Source organism: Nocardia heshunensis, assembly GCF_054782115.1.
This window is the reverse complement of sequence record NZ_BAAGTC010000003.1, coordinates 590,539-616,965: the sequence shown is the minus strand read 5'-3', so window position 1 is coordinate 616,965 and position 26,427 is coordinate 590,539. Positions and strand designations below refer to the sequence as shown.

Annotated in this window: 27 protein-coding genes; 23 read left to right on the top strand and 4 right to left on the bottom strand. The window is 68.6% G+C overall.

Annotation, left to right across the window (positions count from 1 at the left end; translation table 11 throughout):
• Positions 1-18: 18 nt before the first annotated feature.
• The 15 genes from ACYVN4_RS09695 to ACYVN4_RS09625 all read left to right on the top strand — a co-directional run bounded on the left by ACYVN4_RS09695 (position 19) and on the right by ACYVN4_RS09625 (position 16,242).
• Positions 19-516, top strand: a complete 498-nt coding sequence (locus tag ACYVN4_RS09695) for a PH-like domain-containing protein (RefSeq protein ID WP_460719413.1) — start codon at positions 19-21, stop codon at positions 514-516.
• On the top strand, positions 513-1,631 hold the full coding sequence (gene carA, locus ACYVN4_RS09690; protein ID WP_379361673.1) for a glutamine-hydrolyzing carbamoyl-phosphate synthase small subunit: 1,119 nt from the start codon (positions 513-515) through the stop codon (positions 1,629-1,631). Before ACYVN4_RS09695 ends, carA begins: the two co-directional genes overlap by 4 nt.
• On the top strand, positions 1,631-4,936 hold the full coding sequence (gene carB / locus ACYVN4_RS09685; RefSeq protein WP_460719410.1) for a carbamoyl-phosphate synthase large subunit: 3,306 nt from the start codon (positions 1,631-1,633) through the stop codon (positions 4,934-4,936). Before carA ends, carB begins: the two co-directional genes overlap by 1 nt.
• A gap of 20 nt (positions 4,937-4,956) precedes the next feature.
• Positions 4,957-5,781 (top strand): orotidine-5'-phosphate decarboxylase, encoded by an 825-nt coding sequence (gene pyrF, locus ACYVN4_RS09680; protein ID WP_460720545.1) that lies wholly within the window; start codon positions 4,957-4,959, stop codon positions 5,779-5,781.
• A 171-nt stretch (positions 5,782-5,952) separates the two neighbouring features.
• Positions 5,953-6,495: a nuclear transport factor 2 family protein gene (locus ACYVN4_RS09675; RefSeq protein WP_460719408.1), complete on the top strand. Its 543-nt coding sequence runs from the start codon at positions 5,953-5,955 to the stop codon at positions 6,493-6,495.
• Between the two features lie 28 nt (positions 6,496-6,523).
• A complete protein-coding gene (locus ACYVN4_RS09670) occupies positions 6,524-7,369 on the top strand; it encodes a patatin-like phospholipase family protein (protein ID WP_460719406.1) in 846 nt (281 codons plus the stop codon).
• Between the two features lie 49 nt (positions 7,370-7,418).
• Entirely contained in the window at positions 7,419-8,267 is an 849-nt protein-coding gene (locus tag ACYVN4_RS09665) for a patatin-like phospholipase family protein (RefSeq protein ID WP_460719404.1), read from the top strand.
• 45 nt (positions 8,268-8,312) lie between these two features.
• Positions 8,313-8,942: a LysE family translocator gene (locus ACYVN4_RS09660; RefSeq protein ID WP_460719402.1), complete on the top strand. Its 630-nt coding sequence runs from the start codon at positions 8,313-8,315 to the stop codon at positions 8,940-8,942.
• Between the two features lie 83 nt (positions 8,943-9,025).
• Complete coding sequence (locus ACYVN4_RS09655) at positions 9,026-9,454, top strand: VOC family protein (protein ID WP_460719400.1); 429 nt, start codon at positions 9,026-9,028, stop codon at positions 9,452-9,454.
• A 588-nt stretch (positions 9,455-10,042) separates the two neighbouring features.
• The gene (gene mihF / locus ACYVN4_RS09650; protein ID WP_213556273.1) at positions 10,043-10,366 is read left to right on the top strand and encodes an integration host factor, actinobacterial type; all 324 of its coding nucleotides are present in this window, start codon (positions 10,043-10,045) and stop codon (positions 10,364-10,366) included.
• Positions 10,367-10,373: 7 nt separating this feature from the next.
• Complete coding sequence (gene gmk, locus ACYVN4_RS09645) at positions 10,374-10,958, top strand: guanylate kinase (RefSeq protein WP_460719398.1); 585 nt, start codon at positions 10,374-10,376, stop codon at positions 10,956-10,958.
• Positions 10,959-11,065: 107 nt separating this feature from the next.
• A complete protein-coding gene (gene rpoZ, locus ACYVN4_RS09640; RefSeq protein ID WP_033086942.1) occupies positions 11,066-11,344 on the top strand; it encodes a DNA-directed RNA polymerase subunit omega in 279 nt (92 codons plus the stop codon).
• Positions 11,345-11,351: 7 nt separating this feature from the next.
• Positions 11,352-12,572 (top strand): bifunctional phosphopantothenoylcysteine decarboxylase/phosphopantothenate--cysteine ligase CoaBC, encoded by a 1,221-nt coding sequence (gene coaBC / locus ACYVN4_RS09635; protein ID WP_460719395.1) that lies wholly within the window; start codon positions 11,352-11,354, stop codon positions 12,570-12,572.
• A gap of 214 nt (positions 12,573-12,786) precedes the next feature.
• Positions 12,787-14,001: a methionine adenosyltransferase gene (metK, locus tag ACYVN4_RS09630; RefSeq protein ID WP_379361655.1), complete on the top strand. Its 1,215-nt coding sequence runs from the start codon at positions 12,787-12,789 to the stop codon at positions 13,999-14,001.
• An 87-nt stretch (positions 14,002-14,088) separates the two neighbouring features.
• Positions 14,089-16,242: a primosomal protein N' gene (locus ACYVN4_RS09625; protein ID WP_460720543.1), complete on the top strand. Its 2,154-nt coding sequence runs from the start codon at positions 14,089-14,091 to the stop codon at positions 16,240-16,242.
• A 67-nt stretch (positions 16,243-16,309) separates the two neighbouring features.
• On the opposite strand, the gene ACYVN4_RS09620 is transcribed toward ACYVN4_RS09625, so the two are convergent.
• The 3 genes from ACYVN4_RS09620 to ACYVN4_RS09610 all read right to left on the bottom strand — a co-directional run bounded on the left by ACYVN4_RS09620 (position 16,310) and on the right by ACYVN4_RS09610 (position 18,074).
• Positions 16,310-16,747 carry a MarR family winged helix-turn-helix transcriptional regulator gene (locus ACYVN4_RS09620; protein WP_460719393.1) on the bottom strand — a complete coding sequence of 146 codons (438 nt, stop codon included), beginning with the start codon at positions 16,745-16,747 and terminating at the stop codon, positions 16,310-16,312.
• A 10-nt stretch (positions 16,748-16,757) separates the two neighbouring features.
• Positions 16,758-17,147 (bottom strand): hypothetical protein, encoded by a 390-nt coding sequence (locus ACYVN4_RS09615; RefSeq protein WP_460719391.1) that lies wholly within the window; start codon positions 17,145-17,147, stop codon positions 16,758-16,760.
• A gap of 81 nt (positions 17,148-17,228) precedes the next feature.
• Positions 17,229-18,074, bottom strand: a complete 846-nt coding sequence (locus tag ACYVN4_RS09610; protein WP_460719389.1) for an NAD(P)H-binding protein — start codon at positions 18,072-18,074, stop codon at positions 17,229-17,231.
• 78 nt (positions 18,075-18,152) lie between these two features.
• Between ACYVN4_RS09610 and ACYVN4_RS09605 the strand changes: the two genes are divergently transcribed.
• Positions 18,153-18,746, top strand: a complete 594-nt coding sequence (locus ACYVN4_RS09605; RefSeq protein ID WP_460719387.1) for a TetR/AcrR family transcriptional regulator — start codon at positions 18,153-18,155, stop codon at positions 18,744-18,746.
• Between the two features lie 126 nt (positions 18,747-18,872).
• On the opposite strand, the gene ACYVN4_RS09600 is transcribed toward ACYVN4_RS09605, so the two are convergent.
• Entirely contained in the window at positions 18,873-19,670 is a 798-nt protein-coding gene (locus ACYVN4_RS09600) for an ABC transporter ATP-binding protein (protein WP_460719384.1), read from the bottom strand.
• 89 nt (positions 19,671-19,759) lie between these two features.
• Here ACYVN4_RS09600 and ACYVN4_RS09595 point away from each other — a divergent pair, with 89 nt between their 5' ends.
• From ACYVN4_RS09595 to ACYVN4_RS09565, 7 genes are all read left to right on the top strand, one after another.
• Positions 19,760-20,449: an HAD family hydrolase gene (locus tag ACYVN4_RS09595; protein WP_460719382.1), complete on the top strand. Its 690-nt coding sequence runs from the start codon at positions 19,760-19,762 to the stop codon at positions 20,447-20,449.
• A 196-nt stretch (positions 20,450-20,645) separates the two neighbouring features.
• Entirely contained in the window at positions 20,646-21,290 is a 645-nt protein-coding gene (locus tag ACYVN4_RS09590) for a PadR family transcriptional regulator (RefSeq protein ID WP_460720542.1), read from the top strand.
• Between the two features lie 93 nt (positions 21,291-21,383).
• Positions 21,384-22,406, top strand: a complete 1,023-nt coding sequence (locus ACYVN4_RS09585) for a lipase family alpha/beta hydrolase (RefSeq protein WP_460719380.1) — start codon at positions 21,384-21,386, stop codon at positions 22,404-22,406.
• A 346-nt stretch (positions 22,407-22,752) separates the two neighbouring features.
• Positions 22,753-23,310 carry a peptide deformylase gene (def, locus tag ACYVN4_RS09580; RefSeq protein ID WP_460719378.1) on the top strand — a complete coding sequence of 186 codons (558 nt, stop codon included), beginning with the start codon at positions 22,753-22,755 and terminating at the stop codon, positions 23,308-23,310.
• Between the two features lies 1 nt (position 23,311).
• The gene (gene fmt / locus ACYVN4_RS09575; RefSeq protein WP_460719376.1) at positions 23,312-24,235 is read left to right on the top strand and encodes a methionyl-tRNA formyltransferase; all 924 of its coding nucleotides are present in this window, start codon (positions 23,312-23,314) and stop codon (positions 24,233-24,235) included.
• Positions 24,236-24,424: 189 nt separating this feature from the next.
• Positions 24,425-24,670: a hypothetical protein gene (locus ACYVN4_RS09570; protein WP_460719374.1), complete on the top strand. Its 246-nt coding sequence runs from the start codon at positions 24,425-24,427 to the stop codon at positions 24,668-24,670.
• Positions 24,667-26,277, top strand: a complete 1,611-nt coding sequence (locus tag ACYVN4_RS09565) for an RsmB/NOP family class I SAM-dependent RNA methyltransferase (RefSeq protein ID WP_460719372.1) — start codon at positions 24,667-24,669, stop codon at positions 26,275-26,277. Before ACYVN4_RS09570 ends, ACYVN4_RS09565 begins: the two co-directional genes overlap by 4 nt.
• Positions 26,278-26,427: the final 150 nt, after the last annotated feature.

The following is a 26,427-nucleotide window of genomic DNA, read 5'->3' as shown; positions in this document are numbered from 1 at the left end:
GTACCGAGGAGGACCGTAATGGAACGCACACTGCAAGTGGTGGGATTGCTGGTGCTGTTCGCGCTGTGCCTGGGGCTCATGTACTGGGCTTGGACCAGTAGGGCCCGCAAGCAGGCCGGTGCGATCGGCGAGCTGCCCCCTATCCCCGGCGACTGCGGTGCGCAGCTGCTGGAGCCGACCACCGGCCTCTACCTCGGCAGCACCCTGGCCCCCAGCTGGATTCAGCGAATCACGGTGGGCGATCTGGGTTTCCGCGCCACGGCGGAACTCACACGATTCGAGCGCGGCATCCTCCTCGAAAGGGATGGCGCGGCGACGATCTGGATTCCCCAGGAATCCATTACCGCGGTGCGCGCCGAGCGCGGGCACGCGGGCAAGGTTATGACCGAAGACGGTGTGCTGGTGATTCGCTGGACATTGCCGACCGGGACCGAGGTGGATACCGGTTTCCGCGGCGATGACAAGGCGGTGTACCCGGCATGGACCGCAGCAACGAAGACGGGAGACGAGGCATGAGCAGCGGCGATACCGCAGTGATGGTGCTCGAGGACGGCCGTGTATTCCGCGGATCGACCTTCGGCGCTGTCGGAGAAACCTTGGGCGAGGCGGTGTTCTGCACCGCCATGACCGGGTACCAGGAGACCCTGACCGACCCCAGCTACGACCGCCAGATCGTGGTGGCCACCGCGCCCCAGATCGGCAACACCGGCTGGAACGACGAGGACGACGAGTCCGGCAAGATCTGGGTCGCCGGTTACGCCGTGCGCGACCCCGCGCGCCGCGCCTCCAACTGGCGCAGCAACCGCACCCTGCAGACCGAGCTGGAGAACCAGAACGTCGTCGGCATCGCGGGCATCGACACCCGGGCCCTGGTGCGGCACTTGCGCACTCGCGGTTCGATGAAGGCGGGCATCTTCTCCGGTGCGTCGCTCACCGAGTACGAGGACATGCTGGCGCGGGTCAACGGCCAGGCCTCCATGCTGGGCGCGGACCTCGCCGCCGAGGTCTCCACCGATGAGATGTACACCGTCGACCCGGTCGGCGAGCACCGCTTCACCGTGGTCGCCGTCGACCTGGGCATCAAGTCCAACACCCCGCGCATGTTCGCCCAGCGCGGCATGCGGGTGCACGTGGTGCCGTCGAATGTCACCTTCGACCAGATCAAGGAACTCAACCCCAACGGGGTGTTCCTCTCCAACGGTCCCGGTGACCCGGCCACCCAGGACGCCATGGTGGCCCTGACCCAGCAGGTGCTGGGCGAGGACATCCCGCTGTTCGGCATCTGCTTCGGCAACCAGATCCTGGGCCGCGCCTTCGGACGCAACACCTACAAGATGAAGTTCGGCCACCGCGGCATCAATGTGCCGGTCATCGAACATCATTCGGGCCGCATCTCGATCACCGCGCAGAACCACGGCTTCGCCCTGGAAGGCGAGCGCGGCGAGGTGTTCGACACCCCGTTCGGCAAGGCCGAGGTCTCCCACGTGTGCGCCAACGACGGTGTCGTCGAAGGTGTTCAGCTGGTGAGCGGCCGCGCCTTCTCCGTGCAGTACCACCCCGAGGCCGCGGCCGGTCCCCACGACGCCGCCTACCTCTTCGACCGTTTCGCCATGCTGATGGAAGGTGCCTGATGCCACGCCGTACCGACCTCAACCACATCCTGGTGATCGGCTCGGGCCCGATCGTCATCGGCCAGGCTTGCGAGTTCGACTACTCGGGAACCCAGGCGTGTCGCGTCCTGCGGTCCGAGGGCCTGCGCGTGTCGCTGGTCAACTCCAACCCGGCGACCATCATGACCGACCCGGAGTTCGCCGACTCGACCTATGTCGAACCGATCACCTGGGAATTCGTCGAGAAGGTCATCGCCAAGGAGCGCCCCGACGCGATCCTCGCGACCCTGGGCGGGCAGACCGCGCTCAATTGCGCTGTCGCCCTGCACGAGAACGGCATCCTGGAGAAGTACAACGTCGAGCTGATCGGCGCGGACTTCGAGGCCATCCAGCGTGGTGAGGACCGTCAGAAGTTCAAGGACATCGTCGCCAAGGTCGGCGGGGAATCCGCGCGCTCCAAGGTCTGCTACACCATGGCCGAGGTCCGCGACACCGTTGCGGAACTGGGATTCCCGGTCGTCGTGCGCCCGTCGTTCACCATGGGCGGCCTGGGTTCCGGCATGGCCTACAACCACGAGGACCTCGATCGCATCGCCGGTGGCGGCCTGGCCGCCTCGCCGACCGCGAACGTGCTCATCGAGGAATCCATCCTGGGCTGGAAGGAATTCGAGCTCGAGCTCATGCGCGACCGCAACGACAATGTGGTCATCGTCTGCTCGATCGAGAACGTGGACCCGATGGGCGTGCACACCGGTGACTCGGTCACCGTCGCCCCGGCCATGACCCTCACCGACCGCGAATACCAGAAGATGCGCGATCTCGGCATCGCCATCCTGCGCGAGGTCGGCGTCGACACCGGCGGCTGCAACATCCAGTTCGCGGTGGACCCGGCCGACGGCCGCCTCATCGTCATCGAGATGAACCCGCGCGTCTCGCGCTCGTCCGCCTTGGCTTCCAAGGCAACGGGTTTCCCGATCGCCAAGATCGCCGCCAAGCTGGCCATCGGCTACACCTTGGACGAGATCGTCAACGACATCACCAAGGAAACCCCGGCCTGCTTCGAGCCGACCCTGGACTACGTGGTCGTCAAGGCCCCGCGGTTCGCGTTCGAGAAGTTCCCGGGCGCCGACCCGACGCTGACCACGACCATGAAGTCGGTGGGCGAGGCAATGTCGATGGGCCGCAACTTCTCCGAGGCACTCGGCAAGGTGCTGCGCTCGCTGGAGACCAAGGCCACCGGCTTCTGGACCCAGCCCGACGGCGAGTGGACCGACGTCGAGGCGATCCTCGAGGATCTGCGCACCCCGACCGAGGGCCGCATCTACCAGGTGGAGCGGGCGCTGCGCCTGGGCGCGAGCATCGAGGACACCGCCAAGGCGTCCGGCATCGACCCGTGGTTCGTGGCCGAGGTCGCCGCCCTGGTCGAGCTGCGTCAGGAGATCCTCGACGCCGCCGTGCTGGACGAGCCGCTGCTGCGCACCGCCAAGCATTACGGCCTGTCGGACCGCCAGATCGCTTCGCTGCGACCGGAACTCGCGGGCGAGGACGGGGTGCGCGCGCTGCGCCACCGCCTGCAGATCCGCCCGGTGTTCAAGACCGTCGACACCTGTGCCGCCGAGTTCGAGGCCAAGACCCCGTACCACTACTCGGCCTACGAGCTGGATCCCGGCGCCGAATCCGAGGTAGCCCCGCAGCGTGAGCGCGAGAAGGTGCTCATCCTGGGTTCGGGCCCCAACCGCATCGGGCAGGGCATCGAATTCGACTACTCGTGTGTGCATGCGGCGCAGACGCTTTCGGACGCGGGCTACGAGACCGTCATGGTCAACTGCAACCCGGAGACCGTCTCCACCGACTACGACACGGCCGATCGCCTCTACTTCGAGCCGCTCACCTTCGAGGACGTGCTCGAGGTGTACCACGCGGAGACCGAGTCGGGCACCGTCGTCGGCGTCATCTGCCAGCTCGGCGGTCAGACCCCGCTGGGCCTGGCGCAGAAGCTGACCGATGCGGGCGTGCCCGTGGTCGGCACCTCGGCCGCCGCCATCGACCTGGCCGAGGACCGCGCCGAATTCGGTGATGTCCTTGTCGCCGCGGGTCTTCCGGCTCCGAAGTACGGCACCGCCACCACCTTCACCGCGGCCAAGAAGATCGCTGCGGAGATCGGCTACCCGGTGCTGGTGCGCCCGTCCTACGTGCTGGGCGGACGCGGCATGGAGATCGTCTACGACGAGCAGACCCTCGAGGGCTACATCTCCCGCGCCACCGACATCAGCCCGGACCGCCCGGTGCTCATCGACCGGTTCCTGGAAGACGCCATCGAGATCGACGTCGACGCCCTGTGCGACGGCGAAGAGGTCTACCTGGGCGGAGTCATGGAGCACATCGAAGAAGCCGGTATCCACTCCGGTGACTCGGCGTGCGCCCTGCCCCCGATCACCCTGGGCCGCAGCGATATCGAGGCCGTGCGCCGCTCGACGACCGCGCTCGCCAAGGGCATCGGCGTCAAGGGCCTGCTCAACGTGCAGTACGCGCTCAAGGACGATGTGCTCTACGTCCTCGAGGCCAACCCGCGCGCCAGCCGCACCGTGCCGTTCGTCTCCAAGGCCACCGCGGTGCCGCTCGCCAAGGCGGCGGCGCGAATCGCGTTGGGCGCCACCATCGCCGAACTCCGCAAGGAGGGCCTGCTCCCGGCCGAGGGCGACGGCGGCACCGTGCCGATCGACGCCCCGGTCGCGGTCAAGGAAGCGGTGCTGCCGTTCCACCGCTTCAAGCGGCCCGACGGCAGCGGCATCGACTCGCTGCTCTCCCCGGAGATGAAGTCCACCGGTGAGGTTATGGGCATCGACGCCGACTTCGGCACCGCCTTCGCCAAGTCGCAGACCGCCTCCTACGGTTCGCTGCCGGTCGAGGGCGCCGCCTTCGTCTCGATCGCCAACCGCGACAAGCGCGCGATGGTGTTCCCGGTCAAGCGCCTGCACGACCTCGGTTTCCGCATCCTCGCCACCGAGGGCACCGCGGAAATGCTGCGTCGCAACGGTATTCCGTGCGAGCAGGTGCGCAAGCACTCCGACGAGGCCGCCGATCAGCCCAGCATCGTGGACATGATCAAGGACGGGGAGGTCGACATCGTCTTCAACACCCCGTACGGCAACAACGGTCCGCGCGTGGACGGTTACGAGATCCGCACCGCCGCCGTCGGCGCGAACATCCCGTGCATCACCACCGTGCAGGGTGCGGCCGCGGCCGTACAGGGCATCGAGGCCACCATTCGCGGCGGCATCGGCGTCCGGTCCCTGCAGGAACTGCACGCGGTGCTGCGCGGATGACCATCTCCGATGGTGCGCGGATGACCACCTTCGGTGTGCGGCTGCGGGAATCGATGCGCGAGCACGGCCCGCTGTGCGTCGGCATCGACCCGCATCCGCCGCTGCTGCGGGCCTGGGGCCTGACCGAGGACGCCGCGGGCGTGGCGAAGTTCGCCGACGCCTGCGTGCGCGCCTTCGCCGGCAAGGTGGCCCTGGTCAAACCGCAGGTCGCGTTCTTCGAGACCTACGGTTCGGCCGGAATCATGGTGCTGGAGGAGACGATTGCCGCACTGCGCGAGGCGGGCACCCTGGTGCTCGCCGACGCCAAGCGCGGCGACATCGGCTCCACCATGGACGCCTACGCCCACGCCTGGCTCGCCGACGGCCCGCTCGGCACCGACGCGGTCACCATCTCGCCGTACCTCGGATTCGGTTCCCTCGCACCGGCTCTCGACCTGGCCCAGGCCAACGGCCGAGGCGTGTTCGTGCTGGCCGCCACCTCCAACCCGGAGGCGGTGGAACTGCAGAACATCACCGGCCCCGACGGTCGCACCATCGCCCAGCGCATGGTCGACGACGCCGCCGCCGCGAACGCCGGAACCGAATTCGGTTCCGTCGGTGTGGTGATCGGCGCGACCCTGGACACGGCCCCGGACCTGAGCAAGCTCAACGGCCCCATCCTCATGCCCGGTGTGGGCGCGCAGGGCGGGGGAGCGGACTCCATCCGCAAGCTCGTCCCGGCGAGCGACCTCGGCGCAGTCCTGCCGAACGTCTCCCGCGAGGTCCTCAAGGCAGGCCCGACGGTGTCGGCACTGAAGGAGAAGGTGGCCGAACTGGCCGCGGAATTCGCCTTCCTGCAAAGCTGAATACAGTAGCGCTGCAATAAGCATCGCGCTGCGGAATCGCCTCGGTCGCCCCACTGCGACCGGGGCGATTCCCGTTCATCGGACACCGGGGACGGGTCATCGGGACCCTTGCTGGTCGCCCCTTCTGGCCGCTCGAAAGATCGAGCCACCCCGCCCCCGGAAGGAAAACCGATGCGCCTCACCGTCTTCGCCGCCACCCTGCTCGCTGCCGCCTGTCTCGGCATTGCCCCCGCCTCGCCCGCCTCCGCCGCCCCCGCCTGCGACGGCCCGAACGCCGAGACCCGCGCCCAGATCGACAACCTCTTCTCCGCCTACGGCCCCTACTTCGACTACGGCCAGTCCGACGCCTGGGCCGGATTGTTCACCGAGGACGGCGTTTTCAGCTTCCCCGGCACCGACGGCAACCGGCAGGTCATCCACGGCCGCACCGACCTGGCCGCCTTCGCCGCCAAGGCCCATCAGCCCGGCCAGGTGTTCGCGCACTACCCGGGCAAGACGCTGATGATCAAGGAGGGCGGCAAGATCCACGCCTTCACCCCGGTCGGCGTGGTCCAGGTGAACACCACCAAGCAGTTCGACGCCCAGTTCTCCGCCCTGGGCGCCTATGACGACATCATCGCCTTGACCCCGAAGGGCCCGCGCTTCGAGAGCCGCACCGCCGGAATCTACGGCGATGGCACGCTGCCGGGCGCTTTCACCAAGTGCCAGGTCTGAACCCGCGTTTCGGCGCTAGGGTGGTGGCATGTCTACCCCGGTGTCGCCCAATGGATTTCGCAATGCGCTCGTACTCGGTGGCGGAGGGGCCGTCGGTATCCGCTGGATGACGGGTCTGGCGGTCGGGTTGCAGGAGCTGGGGATCGACCTCTCGCTGGCCGATCGGTTCGTGGGTACGTCCGCCGGTGCGGTCGTCGCCGCCAACCTCGCCAACCGGGTCGATCTGGTGGAACTGGTCGCGGGCGCGCCCGCGCCGGATCCGGACGCACCGGCGATGAATACCTCCGGATTGATGGAAATCATCACCACGGTCAGCGCACTCGGGCTGAGCCCGAGCGAAAGTCGTCGCCGCATCGGCGAGCTCGCACTCGAGCGGAACGTCGGCGAGCCCGCCGCGCACATCGCCCGCATGTCGAATCTGCTCGGCTCGACCGGCTGGCCCGACCGGGATCTCGTCGTCACCGCCACCGACAGTGCCACCGGGGGACTGCACACCTGGTTCCCCGACGGCAAGGCCACCCTCGGCGAGGCCATCGCCTCGAGCACCGCGGTCCCGGGCGTCTTCCCACCCATCCCGGTGGACGGCCGGTACTACATCGACGGCGGTCTGATCTCGCCGATCAACGCCGGGCTCGCGGCGGGCGCGGAGCTGATCGTCGTGGTCGAACCGCTGGCGGGACTGTTCCCGCACGCGCCGTCGGACAGCGAATTGGGCGATGCCACCGTGATATTCGTGGTGCCCGACGACGAGGCGAAGGCGGCCTTCGGCCCCGACCCGCTCGACCTCGCCGCCATGCGTCCCGCCTACGACGCCGGATGGCGGCAGGCCGCCGAGGTCGCCACCCGCCTGCGCGACGTCTGGCCGACCGCCTGAGTCGGAGGAAAGATCTCCGCTTCGCCGTTTGCGCGGATACAGTGGCGCTATGTCTGCCGCAGTGCCGCTCAACGGAATTGGTCATGCCCTCGTGCTCGGAGGGGGTGGCGCGGTCGGCCTGAGCTGGATGGCGGGCGTCGTCATCGGCCTGCGCGAGGCGGGCATCGACACCGCCCTGGCGCAGCGCATCGTCGGCACCTCCGCCGGTGCCGTGGTCGGTGCGGCCCTGGCCGCCGAGGTCGACCTGACGCTGCTGCTGCGCCGCCCCGGCCCCGACTCCGACCTGGAGCCGATCGAGTTCGACCCGAACAGCTTCGGCGAGATCCTCGGCTTACTGGCCACGCCCGGACTGGATCCGGCCGAAGCCCGGCGTCGCGTCGGCGCACGCGCCCTCGAGATGAACGTCGGCGACCCGGCCGCGCACATCGCCCGCATCGGCGGCTTCGTCGGCAATGTGGCCTGGCCGCACCGCGATCTGCGGATCACCGCAGTCAGCGTCACGACCGGTGATCTTCAGGTGTGGACGCCCGACGGCAAGGCCACCCTGCCCGAGGCGCTGGCGTCGAGCACCTCGGTTCCCGGTGTCTTCCCGCCCATTCCGATCGACGGCGACTTCTACATCGACGGCGGTATGCGCTCACCCATCAACGCCGACCTGGCCGCGGGCGCCGAACGCATCCTGATCATCGAGCCCCTCGCGCACCTGTTCCCGCACGTGCCCTCCGATCGTGACCTGGGCGGCGCGGCAACGTCTTTCATCGTCCCCGACGCGAGCGCGATCGCGGCCTACGGCCCCGATCTGTTCAATGCTGCCGCCCTCGAGCCTGCCTACGAAGCGGGTCTGCGGCAGGGCGGGGAAGCCGCCCCGGGGCTGAAGGACTTCTGGCCCACCGCCTGAATCGAACCCCGAAACCGGTGTCCGGCCGCCGCGTAGGCTGGCCGGGTGCTGTCGCTCACCGAGATTCTCACGCTGGCCGGGGTGATCGTGCTCGGCTCCATGTCACCCGGACCGGATTTCCTGATCGTGCTGCGCAATTCGGTGGTCTCGGGCCGCCGCGCCGGCGTCGCGAGCGCGGGCGGCATCGCGGTCGGTGTGTTCGTGTGGGCGCTGGTGACCGCGGTCGGCGTGGCCGGGCTGCTGGCGGCCTCGGCCGAGGCGTACACGGCGGTGAAGCTCATCGGCGCGATCTACCTGGCGTTCATCGGGATTCGCGCCCTGTTGGCCGCCCGGCGCGGGGACTACCGGCCCGATCCGGAGGCCGCGGCGAATCGTCGCGCCACCCCGGTCGCCTTCCGGCAGGGCCTGCTCACCAACCTGTTGAACCCCAAGTGCGCCGTGTTCTTCATCGCCTTGGTCCCGCAGTTCCTGCCCGCGCATCCCTCCGCGCTCGGCACTCTGGAGTTGGCCGTGGTGTGCACGGTCGCCAATCTGCTGTGGTTCGTGACACTGGCCTTCGGGGTCGGCGCGCTGCGGCAGGTGTTCACCCGCCGCCGGGTGCGCCGCGCGCTCGATGCCGCCATGGGCACCTTCATGGTCGGCCTCGGGCTGCGAATCGCCATGGAGAGCAACTGATTCCACACCTCAACAGGTGACACTCGCCTTTCCGCCGCGCATTACGCTGAACCGGACCGCTCGGTAGAAAGGTGGGATTTCTCATGTCCGAAGCCGCCCTCGGCCTCGTCTCCTACGCCCAGACTCGCGTCCTGGTGGACGATTTCGCCCCCAGCTATCGCTTCTTTCGCGATGTGCTCGGTCTGGCCCTGAAGCACGAAACGCCCGGCGACGTACCGGAATCCGACGACGGCCCCTACGCCTGCTTCAGCCTCGACGGCCACGACCTCGCGCTGTTCACCCGCGCCTACCAGGACGCTGCCATCGGGGCCGAACACCGGCCCCGCGACGGCATCGACGGTGTCGTCGTGGTGTTGCGGGTCGCCGATGTCGACAAGGCGATCGAGGTGGTGCGCGAGCGCGGCGGGCACATCGTCGCCGAGCCCGTCGATCAGCCCGCCTGGGGCATGCGCGTCGCGCACCTGCGCGCCCCCGAAGGCACCCTCATCGAGTTCTGCCAGTACGAAGGCTGACCCTCGGGTGTTCGCCCAGCGCGAACAGATCGAACGCTTGTCCTGATCGCCTGTCTCACGGCCGCGGCCGCGCGGGTGGTGAGGATGGCCGTGGCGCTGGGTTTAGCTCGTGAGCGGGCGGCTCAGGGGGTGAAACAGGCCGTCCTGGCGGTGATCCCGAGCCGGTCACCGCCTCCCACCTGCATCGGAAGCATGTCGGAAATGTGTGTTTCATCGCGGTAGCGACTGCCTGTCATGAGGCGCGACACGCGGTACGGAATCGAACGACACGCCGAGAAATCCAAGAAAAATCCAGGTCGCGAGATTACAGCTCGGTCACGGTTTCATCGGGGGCCAGTCCGGCCCGTTCGGGTGCCTGTCAAGTTTCCGAAAAAGCCCTGGCTGCAAGGATATTCGCGACCGTCGCGAGCCCGGCTCGGCGGCCGGTTGCGGACGGCTCGCGCGAGCGTGCATCCGGCCCGGTCGCGCGCCGAATCACGCGCTGACCTGGGGGGTGGGTTCGCAATCGGCAAGCGTCGTGGGTACGGTCGCTGAGACCACCGGGTTACCGGAGGTAGATCAAGCAATGAACGATGAGACGGAGGAACCGTGGCCCTTCCCCAGCTGACTGACGAGCAGCGCGCCGCTGCTTTGGAGAAGGCGGCTGCCGCTCGCCGCGCTCGGGCGGAGCTCAAGGAGCGTCTGAAGCGTGGCGGTACCGATCTGAAGACGGTCCTGGCCGATGCCGAGAAGGACGAAGTTCTCGGCAAGATGAAGGTTTCGGCGCTGCTCGAGGCTCTGCCGAAGGTTGGCAAGGTCAAGGCGGCCGAAATCATGAGCGAGCTCGAGATCGCTCCCACCCGCCGCCTGCGCGGACTGGGCGACCGGCAGCGTAAGGCGCTGCTGGCCCGGTTCGACTTCAGCGCCGATTAATCCGAGGGTGGTCGAACACACTCGGAAGGGTCGACTGGTAGTTCTGGTCGGCCCCTCGGCCGTCGGTAAGTCCACCGTCGTGCGCTGCGTGCGCGAACGACTGCCCGAATTGGTATTCAGTGTGTCGGCCACCACCCGGGCTCCGCGGCCCGGGGAGGTCGACGGTCAGGACTACCGATTCGTCACCCGCGAAAAGTTCGACGTCATGATCGACGACGGCGAACTGCTCGAATGGGCCGATATCCACGGTGGACTGCAGCGGTCGGGCACCCCGGCCGCACCCGTGCGGGAAGCGCTCGCCACAGGGCATCACGTCCTGATCGAGGTAGACCTCGAGGGCGCGCGCTCGATCCGCAAAGCCATGCCGGAGGCCAAATTGGTCTTCCTGGCCCCGCCCAGCTGGGATGAGCTGGTGTCCCGCCTGACTTCACGCGGGACGGAATCGCCCGAGGTGATCGAGCGTCGTCTGCAGACGGCGCGCACCGAATTGGCGGCGTGTGACGAGTTCGACATCGTCATCGTGAACGACCACGTGACCACGGCCTGTGAGCAGTTGGTATCGTTGTTCGTTAGCACAAATTCGGGATCGTAGGTCGAAAAACCGACGAAACCGACCATCGGCCGGTCTCTGTCTCGATCGATCAGACAGCAGACCGGGCCGATAGCCCCCTTCCGAACAACCCCGCAGGAGCCTTCCTAGTGAGTACGGACATCAAGACCGTTCCCGCCTACGACACTCCGGTCGGCCTCACCAACCCGCCGATCGACGAACTGCTGGAGCGGACTTCGTCCAAGTACGCGCTGGTCATCTACGCGGCCAAGCGTGCCCGGCAGATCAACGATTACTACAACCAGCTCGGCGACGGCATTCTCGAATACGTCGGTCCGCTGGTCGAGCCGGGTCTGCAGGAGAAGCCGCTGTCGGTGGCCATGCGCGAGATCCACGCCGACCTGCTCGAGCACTCCGAAGGCGAGTAAAACCGCGGTGACCCGAGTCGTCGTCGGAGTCGGCGGCGGTATCGCCGCCTACAAGAGCTGCAACCTCGTGCGCCGGTTCACCGAAACCGGGCACGAGGTTCGTGTCATTCCCACCGAGTCGGCGTTGAACTTCGTCGGCGCGGCCACCTTCGAGGCGCTGTCCGGCCATCCCGTGCACACCGGTGTCTTCGCCGATGTGCCGCAGGTGCCGCACGTGCGCCTCGGCCAGGAGGCCGACCTGGTTGTCATCGCGCCCGCGACCGCGGACCTGATGGCCCGCGTCGCGCAGGGCCGCGCCGACGATCTGCTCACCGCAACGCTGTTGACCGCGCGGTGTCCGATCCTGTTCGCGCCGGCCATGCACACCGAGATGTGGGAGCACCCGGCCACCCGCGCGAACGTGGCGACGCTGCGCGCGCACGGCGCGATCGTGATGGAACCGGCTTCGGGCCGCCTCACCGGCACCGATACCGGCCCGGGCCGCCTGCCCGAGCCGGAGGAGATCTTCGGTCTGGCCCGGCTGCTGCTCGAACGCGCCGACGCCTTGCCGCGCGACCTCGAGGGTCGCCGCGTCATCGTCACGGCCGGCGGCACCCGCGAACCGCTGGATCCCGTTCGCTTCCTTGGCAATCGGAGTTCCGGTAAGCAGGGCTACGCGATCGCCCGGCTGGCCGCCCAGCGTGGCGCGCAGGTGACGCTGATCGCGGGCAATACCATCGGACTCGACGCTCCCGCGGCGGTCGAGGTGGTCCACGTGACCACCGCCGAACAGCTGAAGGTGGCCGTCGACAAGCACGCCCTCGGCGCGGACGCGGTCATCATGGCCGCGGCGGTGGCCGACTTCCGCCCCATCAACGTGGCGGCGGCTAAGATCAAAAAGGGTGCGGGAGAACCGGATTCGATCGCACTCGCCAAGACACCGGATATCCTGGCCGGGTTGGTACAAGCCCGTCGTGACGGGCACCTTCCGGGCACCGCGATCGTCGGCTTCGCCGCCGAGACCGGGGATGAGCACGCCGACGTGCTCACCCACGCCCGGGCCAAGCTCGCCCGCAAAGGCTGCGACCTGCTGGTCGTGAATGCCGTCGGGGAGGGCAAGGCCTTCGAGGTCGATACCAACGACGGCTGGTTGCTCGGTGCCGATGGCACCGAGATCGCCCTGGACCACGGGTCCAAGGCGCTATTGGCCAGCCGAGTGCTCGATGCACTCGGCCCCTTGCTCCGCTGAAGCCTCGGCACCGCAGGGTTCAGGCGGTTGACGCCCGCGTCTATAGGCAGACGCGGGTCGGCAACTGTCTGAGTCACAATGTGTTCGTCAGGGTGGCAGCCCGCCACCTGTGACGAACATATTGGAATAACCTGAGACAAAGGGTTGTGCGATGGCGCGGAGACGCTACTGTCGCACCCCGATACGAGAACCCGTTGAGGGAGAGGGAAGAACTGTGCGCACGTCTGGCAGCCGCCTATTCACCAGTGAGTCGGTCACCGAAGGTCACCCCGACAAAATCTGTGATGCCATCAGCGATTCCATCCTCGACGCGTTGCTCGCGGCCGATCCGCGCAGCCGGGTCGCGGTGGAAACCCTGGTGACCACCGGTCAGGTGCACGTGGCCGGTGAGGTCACCACTACCGCCTACGCCGATATCCCGACCATCGTTCGCGAGAAGGTCCTGGAGATCGGATACGACTCCTCGGCAAAGGGTTTCGACGGCGCCTCCTGTGGCGTGAACGTCGCCATCGGCGCGCAGTCGCCGGATATCGCTCAGGGCGTGGACACCTCGCACGAGGCCCGCGTCGGCGGCGAGGACGATGACATCGCGCGTCAGGGCGCGGGCGATCAGGGCCTGATGTTCGGTTACGCCACCATCGAGACCCCCGAGCTGATGCCGCTGCCGATCTCGCTGGCGCACAAGCTGTCCCGGCGTCTGACCGAGGTTCGCAAGTCCGGCGTGCTGCCGTACCTGCGTCCCGACGGCAAGACCCAGGTCACCATCGAATACGACGGCTCGATCCCCAAGCGCCTCGACACCGTGGTCATCTCGACCCAGCACGCGGCCGACATCGACCTCGACAACCTGCTCACCCCGGACATCCGCGAGAAGGTCGTCGACTCGGTGCTCGCCGAGCTGAAGCTGCCGAATCCGCTGGACACCTCGAACGTGCGCCTGCTGGTCAACCCGACCGGCAAGTTCGTGCTCGGTGGCCCGATGGGTGACGCGGGCCTGACCGGCCGCAAGATCATCGTCGACACTTACGGCGGCATGGCCCGTCACGGTGGCGGCGCCTTCTCCGGCAAGGACCCGTCGAAGGTCGACCGCTCGGCCGCCTACGCCATGCGCTGGGTCGCCAAGAACGTCGTCGCCGCCGGCCTGGCCGAGCGCGTCGAGGTCCAGGTCGCCTACGCCATCGGCAAGGCCGCCCCGGTCGGCCTGTTCGTGGAGACCTTCGGCACCGAGCTGATCGACCCGATCAAGATCTCCGACGCCATCGGTGAGGTCTTCGACCTGCGGCCCGGCGCGATCATTCGCGACCTGGACCTGCTGCGCCCGATCTACGCGCCGACCGCCGCCTACGGCCACTTCGGCCGCACGGATGTCGATCTGCCGTGGGAGCGCACCGACCGCGCGGAGAAGCTGCGCGCGGCCGCCGGGCTGTAATTGACCGGCACCCCACCCTTTCCGACGGGAGCGTCGGGCACGGAAAACCCTTCCGAGCCCGACGCTCCCGCCGTCGTTGGCGTCGCGCTGCCCATCGCGCGCGTCCTCCCACTCCTCGAACCCGCCCACCTGGACCGCGATTTCGACTACCTCGTCCCCCCGGAGCTGGACGAACTCGCCCAGCCCGGCGTCCGAGTCCGAGTCCGCTTCTCCGGCCGCCTCATCGACGGCTACCTGTTGGAGCGTCTCGAAAGGTCCGACCACACCGGCAAACTCGTCCGCCTCGAACGAGTCGTCTCCGGCGAACGAGTCCTCACCCCGGAGATCCTGAAGCTGGTCGCCGCGGTGGCCTCCCGCTACGCAGGCACGCGAGCCGATGTCCTGCGCCTGGCCATCCCGCCCCGCCACGCCAAGGTGGAAACCGAGGGCATCGAGAAGCCCGAAAAGCCCAAGCGCACTTCGAAGAAGGCCAAGGCGGCGGAGGTTGCCGAGGAACAGATCGTGGAGCTCGATCCGGTCGTCGAGAACGTCCCGGAAGAGCCGGTACCGGTCGCGGCCGACCCGGTGGAAGCGACACCCGAACCGCCTGTCGTGCAGCCGATCCCCGAGGAATTTCCGGGCTGGGGGCGGTATCTGCACGGGCACTCCTTCCTGGGCGCGCTGGCGGAGGGCCGGGGGCCGCGGGCCGGGTGGCAGGCGTTGCCGGGGGAGGAGTGGGCGAAACGGCTGGCGGAGTTGGCCGCCGTGACTGTGCGAAGCGGGCGCGGTGTGGTGATCATGGTGCCGGATCAGCGGGATTTGGATCGGGTGCTGGTGGAATGTGTTGCGCTGATCGGGGAGTCGGCGGTGGGGTTGGCGGCGGGGTTGGGGCCCTCGGCGCGGTATCGGCGGTGGTTGTCGGTGTTGCGGGGTCAGGCGAAGGTGGTGATCGGGACGCGGAGTGCGGTGTTTTCGCCGGTGAAAGACCTTGGGCTGATCGCTATCTGGGATGACGGGGACGATACGTTCGCGGAACCGCGGTCGCCGTATCCGCATGCGCGGGAAGTGGCCATGTTGCGGGCGCACGAGACCGGGGCGGCGTTTGTCGCGGGCGGGTTCTCTCGGACAGCCGAGGTGCAGGCGATCGTCGAATCCGGTTGGGCGCATGACCTGCTCGCGGATCGGGCGGTACTGCGGCAGGTCATGCCGCGCATCACCGCGCCCGGTGATACCGATGCGGCGTTGGAGCGGGATCCGATCGCGCAGGCCATTCGCATTCCGGCCGTGGCGTTCATGGAGGCTCGTAAGGCGCTCAAAGACGGTGGGGCGGTGCTGGTTCAGGTGCCGCGGCGGGGATACATTCCGGCGCTGTCGTGTGCCAAGTGCCGGACGCCCGCAAGGTGCCGACACTGCAATGGTCCGTTGGCACTGCCGGACGGCGCTCCCGCGTCACGTGGCGCTTTGCGCAGTGGGCGTGAGGGTGTCGCGGAAGCGCAGAGCCCGGCCTGTCGATGGTGTGGAATCACCGAGGCGGCGTTTCGCTGCGGTGCGTGTGGATCCCGCGCGCTGCGGGCCGTTGTCATCGGTGCGTCGCGGACCGCCGAGGAGTTGGGGCGGGCGTTTCCCGGTGTGCCCGTGCGTGGTTCGGGCGGGGCATCGATTCTGAACACGGTGCCGGAGGGTGCGCAGGTCGTGGTGTCGACCATCGGCGCGGAACCCCCGGTGCCGGGTGGCTACGCCGTCGCGATGCTGCTGGACGGCTGGGCGCTGCTGGGCCGTGCGGATCTGCGGGCCGCCGAGGATGCGTTGCGCCGCTGGATGTCCGCAGCCGCCCTGGTGCGCCCGGGTGGCCGGGTCATCGTCATGGCCGATGCTGGAATACCGACGGTGCAGGCCCTGGTCCGCTGGGATCCGGTGTGGCATGCCGGTTTCGAGCTCGAACAGCGCAGCGAGGTGCGTTTCCCGCCAGCCGTCCGCTTCGCCGCGATCGACGGCACCACGGAATCCATCGCCGAATTGCTCGGCGAGGCAAAACTTCCCGCCGACGTCGAGGTCCTCGGCCCGGTCCCGCTCCCACCCGGCGCGCGAAAGCCCTTCTCCTCCGGCGATTCCCCCGCCGAGGTCGAACGCATGATCCTCCGCGCCGACCGCAACGCAGGCGCGGCCCTGTCCCGCGCCCTGATCGCCGCCCAAGCCATCCGCAGCACCCACCGCTCCGACGCCCCCCTCCGCGTCCAAATCGACCCGATCGACATCGGCTAGCAAGTCTAGGGAGTACTCAGCGCGGAAATCTGTCCGAATCGCCGCGCTGAGTACTCCCTGATCTTGGTCACTCGCCGGTGATTTCGTCGCGGGGGAGGGCGGCCAGGGTGAGGAGGGCGTTGAGGAAGCCGCGGCGGTCGGCGGCGGGGAGCTTCGCGAGGAGGCGGTCCTCTTGGGCCTGGATTTGGGTCTGGGTCGCGTCGCGGAGTTCGCGGCCCTCAGGGGTGAGGGCGAGTAGGCGGGCGCGGCGGTCGGCCGGGTCGGGGCGGCGTTCGATGAGGCCGCGCTCCTGGAGGTCGTCGAGGACCGCGATGATGCGGGTCTTGTCGGCCCCGATCTCCTGGGCCAGCACGCCCTGACCACGCGTGGTGGTCTCGTCCAGACGCAGCAGCACGACGTACGCCCACATGGTGAGGCCGTGCGCGGCCAGCACGGGTTGCTCCGCCGCCATGAGGGCGCGGCCCAGGGGGACGATCATTGCTGCCAGGTCCGGACGGTCTGTCATGCGGACAAGATTAGGCGGCGTGCCGGTGTGGTCTTTCGATCGTGTCGCCCGCGCGGGTCAGAATCGCGTCGGCGTCGAAGGATTCGGCCTGCCAGGAGTCGACGCCGATGCCGACCCGGGTGCGCCAGGCGCGCACGATCGCGGTGTGTTTCGGCCACCGGACGAAGCGGCGCATATCCGCCTCCGCCTGCCACACCGAGACCGAGCCGCCGCGCAGCTCGCCCGGCCTGCCCCACAACCACAGTCCCACCGCGCCCTGCATGATCGGCCACGCCTGCGCCAATTCGTCTCCGGCTTGGTAGATCTCGACCCACTCCTCCTGCGACCGGGCCAGGAAGTCGGTGACGCTGACGAATACCGGGCCCGAAAGTTGGTGGTTCGGGCCCGGATTCCATGGCATCAGGATGGTTCCCTCGGAAAAAGATTTAGTGTGCATATGCGTACGATATGCGTGTGCACACCAAAACTTCAATGGTTGATTTCAGTGGAAGGCCGGCGCGACATGCTTCGTCCACTCGGCGTACGAGGTCGCCGGTCGGCCCAGCACGCGCTCGACATCGCCGCTGACCTGCTGCTCTTCCGGTGTCGGCGTACCGATGATGTCGAGGGTGTGGTCCGCGACCGACTCCGGCATGAACCGGAGCATGTTGGTCCGGGCCTCGTCGCGGGTGAGTTCGACGAAACTGATCGGCTCGCCGAGGGTCGCCTGGAGGGCGGCCGCCTGCTCCCGAGGCGTCACGGCGTCCGGGCCGGTGATCGTGTACGCCTGCCCGTGGTGGCCCTCCTCGGTGAGCGCCGCCGCGGCCACAGCCGCGATATCGGCCGGATCCACCTGCGGCAGCGCCACATCCGCGAACGGTGCGGGGATCATCCGCCCGGTCTTCACCGGCTCGATCCAGGCGAAGGTATTGCTGAAGAAGCCGCCCGGCCGCAGCACCGTCCACTCCAGGTCCGAGGCGTGCAGGGCCTGCTCGAACTCCAAGGTTCGGGCATAGCCGTCGCTGTCGGGGCGGGTCACCGCACCCTGCGAGGACACGAACACCACCCGCCGGACACCCGCGGCCGCAAGGGTTTCCAGCACCTCGGTGGGTGCCGGTCCCTCGACCAATTGCGGCCCGGTGATGAGCAGGAACAACGCCTCCGCACCCGCGGCGGCCTCGGCCAGCCCGGCCAGATCGCCGAGGTCCGCACGGCGGTGCTCGACGCCGACGGGCAGATCCACCGGCTTCTCGCCGCGCGACACCGCGACCACCTTCTCGCCCGCCGCGGCGAGCTCACGGACCAGGACACTGCCGACGTTTCCGGTTGCTCCGGTTACCACGATCATTTCGTTCACTCCCTGAGTTAGTTGGCTGACTAACGCGAACAGTAGAGCACTCCGACGCGGTTGTCTATAGTCAGTCGTATGACTAACTCAGTGGGTCGGACCGCAGCTCCGGCGGCAGGTAAGCGGGAGCGACTCGCGGACGCGGCGGCCAAGGTCTTCCACGAACAGGGCGTGGAGAAGACGACCATCGCCGACATCGCGCGCGCGGCCGAGGTTCCCGTCGGCAATGTGTACTACTACTTCAAGACCAAGGATCAGCTGGTCCAGGCCGCGATCGGCGCGCACGCGCGCACCGCGCAGGACATCATTGCGGCGCTGGAGCAATTCGACGCTCCCGCAGCCCGTTTGAAGGCGCTCGTCCGCGGCTGGGTCGACCAGCGCGACCTGGCCTCCCAATTCGGTTGCCCGTCGGGCACTCTCGCCACCGAACTCGACAAACGCGCCGACGGCCTCGACCGTGAACTCGCCGACGTCATGCGCGGCCTCCTGGACTGGATCGACGCACAATTCGCAGCCATGGGCCGCAGCGACTCCCGTGAACTGGCGGTCGCCCTCCTGGCCGCCTACCAGGGAATCTCCCTGCTCACCAACACCTTCCGCGACCCCGCGATGATGGAGGCCGAAGGCGCGCGCCTCGAACGATGGATCGATTCACTGACCCCGGCCACGTGACCCTCGGAGTGGTCGCGACCTCGGGCGCGCCCGGTCGCGCGCACGAGGGCATTGCGGCGGTGGAATGTGCTGGCGCATAGGGTTGCTCGGCAGTTGTCAGCGTCGGTGCGTGCCCGTCGAGCGGGGCTAGGTGAGCTGGCGTTGGGCGGGGCGGACGCTCCAGCGGCCCTCGTCGCGGAGGATACGGACGGGGTGGTCGAAGCAGGTGCTGATGTTGGGGGTGGTGATGACGTCGTCGACGGGGCCGGAGGCGATGGCGCGGGCCTCGCGCAGCAGCATGGCGTGGGTGGTGCCGGGTGGAAGGTCCTCGAGGTGGTGGGTGACCAGCACCGAGGCCAGATCGGGGTGGGTGCGCTGCAGGAGGTCGACGCGTTCCAGGAGTTGTTCGCGGCCTGCGAGATCCAGGCCGGTGGCGGGCTCGTCGAGCAGCAGCAGCCGCGGGTTGGGCATGAGGGCGCGGGCGATGAGGGTGCGGCCGCGCTGACCCTGGGACAGGATCGCCCAGTCGGCGTCGCGGCGGTGGGCCAGGCCGAGCAGGTCGATGAGGCGATCCGCGTCGGCGAGCTGGGCGGGGGTGGGCCGCCAGCGGGGGATGAGGGCGGCGGTATTGGTCGCGCCGGTGAGGACCACCTGCCGCACGGTCATCGGATCGCTGGGGGAGTGCCGCGGGTCGACGTGCCCGATGCCGGCGCGCAGGGCCCGCATATCGACCCGGCCCAGCCGGTGGCCCAACACCTCGACGCTACCCCGGGTCGGATGCTCGAAAGCGCCCAGCATGCGCAGCAGCGTGGTCTTGCCGGCCCCGTTCGGCCCGAGCAGCGCCCAATGCTCACCGGCGTGGACGGTCAGCGAAACCTCTTGCAGGATAGGGTTTCCGCTGCGCACGACCGTCACATTGTCCACGTTCAGCACCTGATCCATCATCCGTCCACCGTAGCAAAGTCCTCAGACAAGTTGAGGAGTGATCTGCGCTGCACGAAACCGGCCGCGACCCGCTGTGTAGGGTGGCGGGCATGGCGATCGACGCGGTGTTGTTCGATTTCTCCGGCACGGTCTTCCGGTTCGAGGAGGCCGCATTCCATGACGCGCGGCTCACCGACGCCGACGGCCGTCCGCTCGACACCCACGAGATCGCCGAGATCATGCGGCGGCTGACCGCGCCGGTCGAGCAGACCGTGAAGTTCGATGCCGAGGGCCAATACGCCTGGGAGAACCGGGATCTCGATCCGGCCCTGCATCGTCGGGCCTATCTGGAAGTGCTGGAGAAGACCGGAGTTCCGCACGCCCAGGCCCTGCAGGTCTACGAACTGCTGCTCGACCCCGACGGCTGGACCCCCTACCCGGACACCGGCGATGTGCTGCGCGCGTTGCGCGAGAGCGGCCTGCGGGTGGGCATCGTCAGCAACATCGCCTTCGACATTCGCCCGGCCTTCGTCGACCGCGGCTGGGATCGATATATCGACGATTACGCGTTGTCGTTCGAAGTCGGCGCGATCAAGCCCGATATCCGCATCTTCAAGTCGGCCCTCGACCATCTCGGCGTGGCTCCCGGCAATGCCCTCATGGTCGGCGACAGCGACGAGGCCGACGGCGGCGCGCGGGTGCTGGGCTGCGCGTTCGCCCTGGTGGATCCGCTGCCGACGGCCGATCGGCCGTCCGGGCTGTGGGATGCCGTGCGCGCGCACGGGCTCTTGACCAGCTAAAAGTACAAACCAATCGGTTTGTGTCCCGCCTCACCCTTGTCGTAGATAGACTGCCGATATATCGTTGATAGCAGCAAGAACAACGACGAGCCTTGAAGGAGGCACGACCATGGAACACATGGACAACACAGAACGGGGCCGCGGCCCCTGGCGGCGACTGCGCGCGGAAGAGCAGCAGGGCCCCGAACATCCGCGGATGCGACGTGGTGGACCTCGCGGTCCGCGTGGTGACTTCGGCGGGCGCGACGATTTCGGCCCGCGTCGGCACGGTCACGGCCGTGGCGGTTTCGGCCCGGACTTCGGTCCCGGTTTCGGCCCGGGCGGCTTCGGTCCCGGCGGTTTCGGCCCCGGTGGCTTCGGTCGCGGACGCGGTCGGGGTGGACGTGGCCGGCGCGGTGACGTGCGGGCCGCGGTCCTGCTCCTGCTGCAGGAACGCCCCATGCACGGCTACGAGCTGATCCAGCAGATCCGCGAGAAGAGCCAGGACGTCTGGCGGCCCAGCCCGGGTTCCATCTACCCCGCGCTCGCGCAGCTCGAGGACGAGGGCCTGGTCATCATCGAGAAGGTGGCGGGGCGAAAGACGGCCAAGCTCACCGAATCCGGTGTCGAGTACGTCGAGGCCAACAAGACCGAACTGGGCGATCCGTGGCAGGACGTCAAGGATGGTGTCGGCGATCAGGCGCTCGATCTGCGCGGTCTCGTCGGTCAGCTGATGGGCGCGGTCGCACAGGTCGCCGCCGTCGGCAACCCCGAGCAGGCGGCCAAGGCGGCCGAGGTGCTCACCGAGGCCCGCCGGTCTTTGTACCGGATCCTCGCCGAGGATGACACACCCGAAAAGTAATGGCTCCGAATCACCGGCCCCCGCTGGGACTTTCGCCCGGAAACCAGTCAAGATCGTGACATGGGACAACAGCGCCCCATGGATTCTTGTGACATGGGACAACAGAGGAGCCGGACGCGCGGATTCATGCGCCGCGTCGCACCGGCGGGGGTAATGGCGCTGGCGGCCGCCGTGATCGGTACGGCCGCCACACCGACGGGGACGATCGCCTCGGCCGCACCGGCCGTGACCTCGGTATTGAAGGTACCGACGCAACAGGGGCCGCCCCAGACGGGACATTTGGCGGCGGCCCGCTATCTCAAGGAGCATCCGGACTCGGCGCCCCAGGGCGCCAACGACTTCGGCTGCAAACCGTCCGCCGAGCATCCGCACCCGGTGGTGTTGGCGCACGGCACCGACTCCTCGGCCTACTCCGACTGGTCGGGCATCGGGCCGCTGCTGGCGCAGGCCGGGATCTGTGTGTTCGCGCTGAATTACGGTGGCGCGGCGGGCAAGGACACCTACGGCACCGAGGATGTGTACGAGAGCTCCGCGCAGATCGGCACTTTCGTCGATCAGGTGCTCGCCGCCACCGGGGCCACCCAGGTGGACCTGGTCGGTTTCTCCCAGGGCGCGAGCGTGACCCGCTACTGGATCAACAAGCTCGGGGGAGCACCCAAGGTCGGGCAGTGGATCGGGCTGGCCTCACCCAGCTACGGCGGCGTCATGTACGGCCTGGTGCCGATCGCCGACGCGGTGCCGGGCATCTACAAACTCGTCGAGATGGGTTCCTCGCTCGCGGCGGTGCAGCAGGCGGCGGGCGCACCCTTCATCAAGGACCTCAATGCGGGCGGTGACACCGTGGCGGGCGTGAAGTACACGACCGTCGGCAGCCGCGTCGACGAGATGATCCAGCCCAACACCAATATCGCCCTGCGCGGCGACGGCGCGACCAACATCGTGCTGCAGAACCTGTGCGCCGACGACATGACCGGGCACTTCAACATGGTCTACGACCCGTACGTGCAACAGCTGGTGGTCAACCTGCTCGATCCCGCGCACGCCGTGACACCGGCCTGCGTACCGGTCGCGCTGGGCACCGGCATCAGCGACGTGGTGCTCGCGGCCCATTCCTGAACCGGATCGTGCGCGGTGTGCGTTGCACCACGATCGGTGGCCGGCCGACGGCCTCGGCCGACCGTTCCGGAATCGCGCGCCGCACGCACCGGGCACGACCGATCCCGTGCTGCGGGATCGGTCGCGGGTCAACCTGACCGGGCATTTCCATCCGGGCAGCGACCGGTTCGACACTGAATACTCGAAAGCTACGGCCCGGCGCACCCCATCGCGCCGGGCCGCGTTCGAGTCGCGCCGGGCACCAGGATCGGCGCAACGCTCCGCGCGGGTGCGGGATCGGCGCAATAGCACGCCGGGACGTCCGTAAAATGAGACGACCCGCAATCGTGAGCTATCGGAGCTGCCCGTGACCATCCAGCCTGTCCGCCTGTTCGGCGATCCCGTTCTGCGCGCCCGCGCAGCGGAGATCGAGACATTCGATCGGGAGGTGCGCCAGCTGGTGAACGACCTCATCGACACCATGTACGAGAGCGGTGGTGTCGGTATGGCGGCACCGCAGATCGGGGTCGGGCTACGGGTTTTCGTCTACGACACCGGTGACGCGCAGGGGCATCTGATCAACCCCAGCTACGAGGTGATCGGCGAGGAGAACCAGGTCGGGCCCGAGGGCTGCCTGTCGATTCCCGGGGTGCGTTTCGATGTCACCCGGCCGCTGACCGTGCAGGCGCGCGGTGTCGACATGGACGGCAAGCCGGTCGAGTTCCGGGCCGAGGGGCTGCTGGCGCGCTGCGTGCAGCACGAGACCGACCATCTCGACGGCGTGTTGTTCCTGCAGCGGCTGGACTCGGCCTCGCGCAAGGAAGCCATGCGTACGATTCGCGAATCATCCTGGTTCACACAGGGAATCACAGTGCTGCCCGCCGCCGAGATCGGTGGCGGACGCAGCCGGGAACGGAGCCGCTGATATGCGTCTGGTCTTCGCGGGAACACCCGAACCGGCGGTGCCGTCGCTGCGGCGACTGCTCGCCTCCACCAGGCACGAGGTGGTCGGGGTGGTGACCCGGCCGGACGCGGTGGCCGGACGTGGCCGCAAGGTCACCCGTTCGCCGATCGGGCGGCTGGCCGATGAGCACGGGATTCCCGTGTTCACGCCCAAGCGGCCCTCGGAACCCGAATTCATCGAGCAGCTCACGGCTTTGGCGCCGGACTGCTGCCCGGTGGTCGCCTACGGTGCACTGCTGCCCGAACCGGTGCTCGAGATTCCGGTGCACGGCTGGATCAATCTGCACTTCTCGCTGCTGCCCGCCTGGCGTGGCGCGGCTCCGGTACAGGCGGCCTTGCTGGCCGGGGACGAATACACCGGTGCGTCGACCTTCCGGATCGAGAAGGGGCTCGACACCGGTCCGGTGTTCGGCACCATGACCGAGAAGATCTCCGTCACCGACACCGCGGGCACGCTGCTGGATCGGCTCGCCGAAGCCGGTGCGCACCTGCTGGAATCCACCCTCGAAGGCGTGGAGGACGGCATCGTGCAGGCGGTTCCGCAGTCCCTCGACGGCATCTCCTACGCCCCCAAGATCGATGCCGACGCCGGACACATCCGCTTCGACCAGCCCGCCCTCGCCATCGGCCGCCGCATCCGCGCGGTCACCCCGGCCCCGGGCGCCTGGACCGAAATCGACGGCAAACGCCTCAAACTCGGACGTGTGGACCTGGTGGAGGAGGACCTCCCACCCCGAACCATCGACATCCGCAAGTCCGGCGTCTACATCGGCACCGCCACCACGGCTGTCCGCCTCACCGAGGTGCAGCCGCAGGGCAAGCGCATGATGCCCGCCCTCGACTGGGCCCGCGGCGCGCGCCTCGAGCCCGGCGCGGTGGTCGAGTGACCCGCCCCGAAGGCCCGAACGACTCGGGCACCGGCGACAACACACCCCCACGCCGCGGCTTCCGCCGCTCGGCTCCTCCGGCGAACGACTCGGGCAACGACCGACGCGGCGGTTCCAACGGCACAGACCGCAATTCGAGCTCGAATCGCTCCAGCGGTGGCGACCGCAACGGCAGCTGGACCCGCCGTGATGACAGTGGGCGCGGCGGATCTGCTGCGGGACAACGTAACTCGGGGTCGGGTGATCGACGCGACCGCGAGGGTGGTCGCGCGGGCGGATCCGGGGACAACCGCAATGGTCGGGGCGGGTCGGGTGCCGGTCGTGGCTTCGATGACCGGCGTGGTGAAGGCGCGGGTACGCGCGGTAGGGGCGCGGAGCGCCGTGGCGGACCCTCCGGCGATCGGGATCGGCGCGATGCGGGGGCGGGGCGTGTGAGTTCCGGCGGCCGCAACGATGATCGCGGTGCGGCGGGTTCGCGTGGAGATGCTGGTTCCGGCGGGCAGCGCTCGGCCGGTGCTCGGGGCGGCGCGGGGAACCGCGCGTCCGATCGAACCGGGGCGGGTAATCGTTCGTCTGATCGCGGTGGAGCGGGCAAGCGCTCGTCGGATCAGGTTGGGGCGCGCGGGGATTCGCGGTCGAAGGCGGCGGGGGAGGCGCGGGAGGACAACGGGGCTGCGGCGGCGCGGCGGGCGGAGAAGGCCGGGGCCGATCCGGTGCGGATTGTGGCGCGGGATGTGCTGCGGGCCGTGCGGGAGCGGGACGCTTACGCGAATTTGGTGCTGCCGGGGTTGTTGCGGGAGCGGAAGATCAGTGGGCGGGATGCTGCGCTGGCTACCGAATTGGCTTATGGGGCTTCGCGATCGCTGGGTCTGCTGGATGCGGTGATCGCGGATTGCGCGGGGCGGAGCGTCGAAGAGATCGACGGGCCGTTGCTGGATGCGTTGCGGCTGGGCACCTATCAGCTGTTGCGCACTCGGATCGGGGCGCATGCCGCCGTGGATACCTCGGTGGCGTTGGCTCGGGTGGAGTACGGGCAGGGGCGGGCCGGGTTCGTGAATGCGGTGCTGCGCCGGGTCGCCGAGCGCACGCCCGAAGAGTGGGTGGAGCGGCTCGCGCCGTCGGATCCGCTGGGGCACTTGGCGTTCGAGTACGCGCATCCGGTGTGGATCGCGCAGGCGTTCGCGGACGCGCTCGGGGCGCGGGCCGGGGAGCTACGCGAGGTGCTCGAGGCCGACGACGCGCGGCCCGCCGTCCACCTGGTGGCGCGGCCGGGTGAGATCACCGCCGAGGAGCTGGCGCTGATCACCGGTGGCGAGGAAGGCCGCTGGTCGCCGTACGCGGTGTACCTCGACGGCGGTGACCCGGGCAAGCTGGAACCGGTCCGCGAGGGCATGGCCGCGGTGCAGGACGAAGGCAGCCAGCTGGTGGCGCTTGCCGTGACGAAGGCGCCGCTGCAAGGTCCGGACAACGGGCGCTGGCTGGATCTGTGTGCCGGTCCGGGCGGAAAGACCGCGCTGCTGGCCGCGATCGCCGACATCGACGGCTTCCGCGTCGACGCCGTCGAACCCGCCGAGCATCGCGCGGAACTGGTCCGCCAGACCACCCGCGGCATGCCGGTCGACATCCACGTCGCCGACGGCCGCGACAGCGGTCTGGAACCGGGTTTCGACCGCATCCTGGTCGACGCCCCCTGCACCGGCCTGGGCGCATTGCGCCGCCGCCCGGAGGCCCGCTGGCGCCGCCAGCCCTCCGACGTCCGTGAACTGGTCGCCCTGCAGCGCGAACTGCTCACGGCCGCCTGGGATCTGGTGCGCCCGGGTGGTGTGGTGATCTATTCCACCTGCTCCCCGCACCTACCGGAGACCGTCTCGGTGGTGTCCGATGTAGTCCGTCGCACGGGCGCCGAGCAACTCGACACCCGCGAATTGCTCCCGGGCGTCCCGGAACTCGGCGACGGCCCCGGCGCGCAACTGTGGCCCCACCGCCACGGCACCGACGCCATGTTCCTGGCCGCACTGCGAAAGCCGCTCGCCGCGGACTAGGTTCGGGTACCGCGTGGGCGGTTTGGTCTGATTCGATAATCGCTTGTGCTACAAGATATTTCGCTCGGAACCGCCCACGCGGAAGGTGGAACAGGGGGACGATGGAGCCGGGTGGCCGATGGTTGTCCACCCCTCATTCGCCGACCCTGT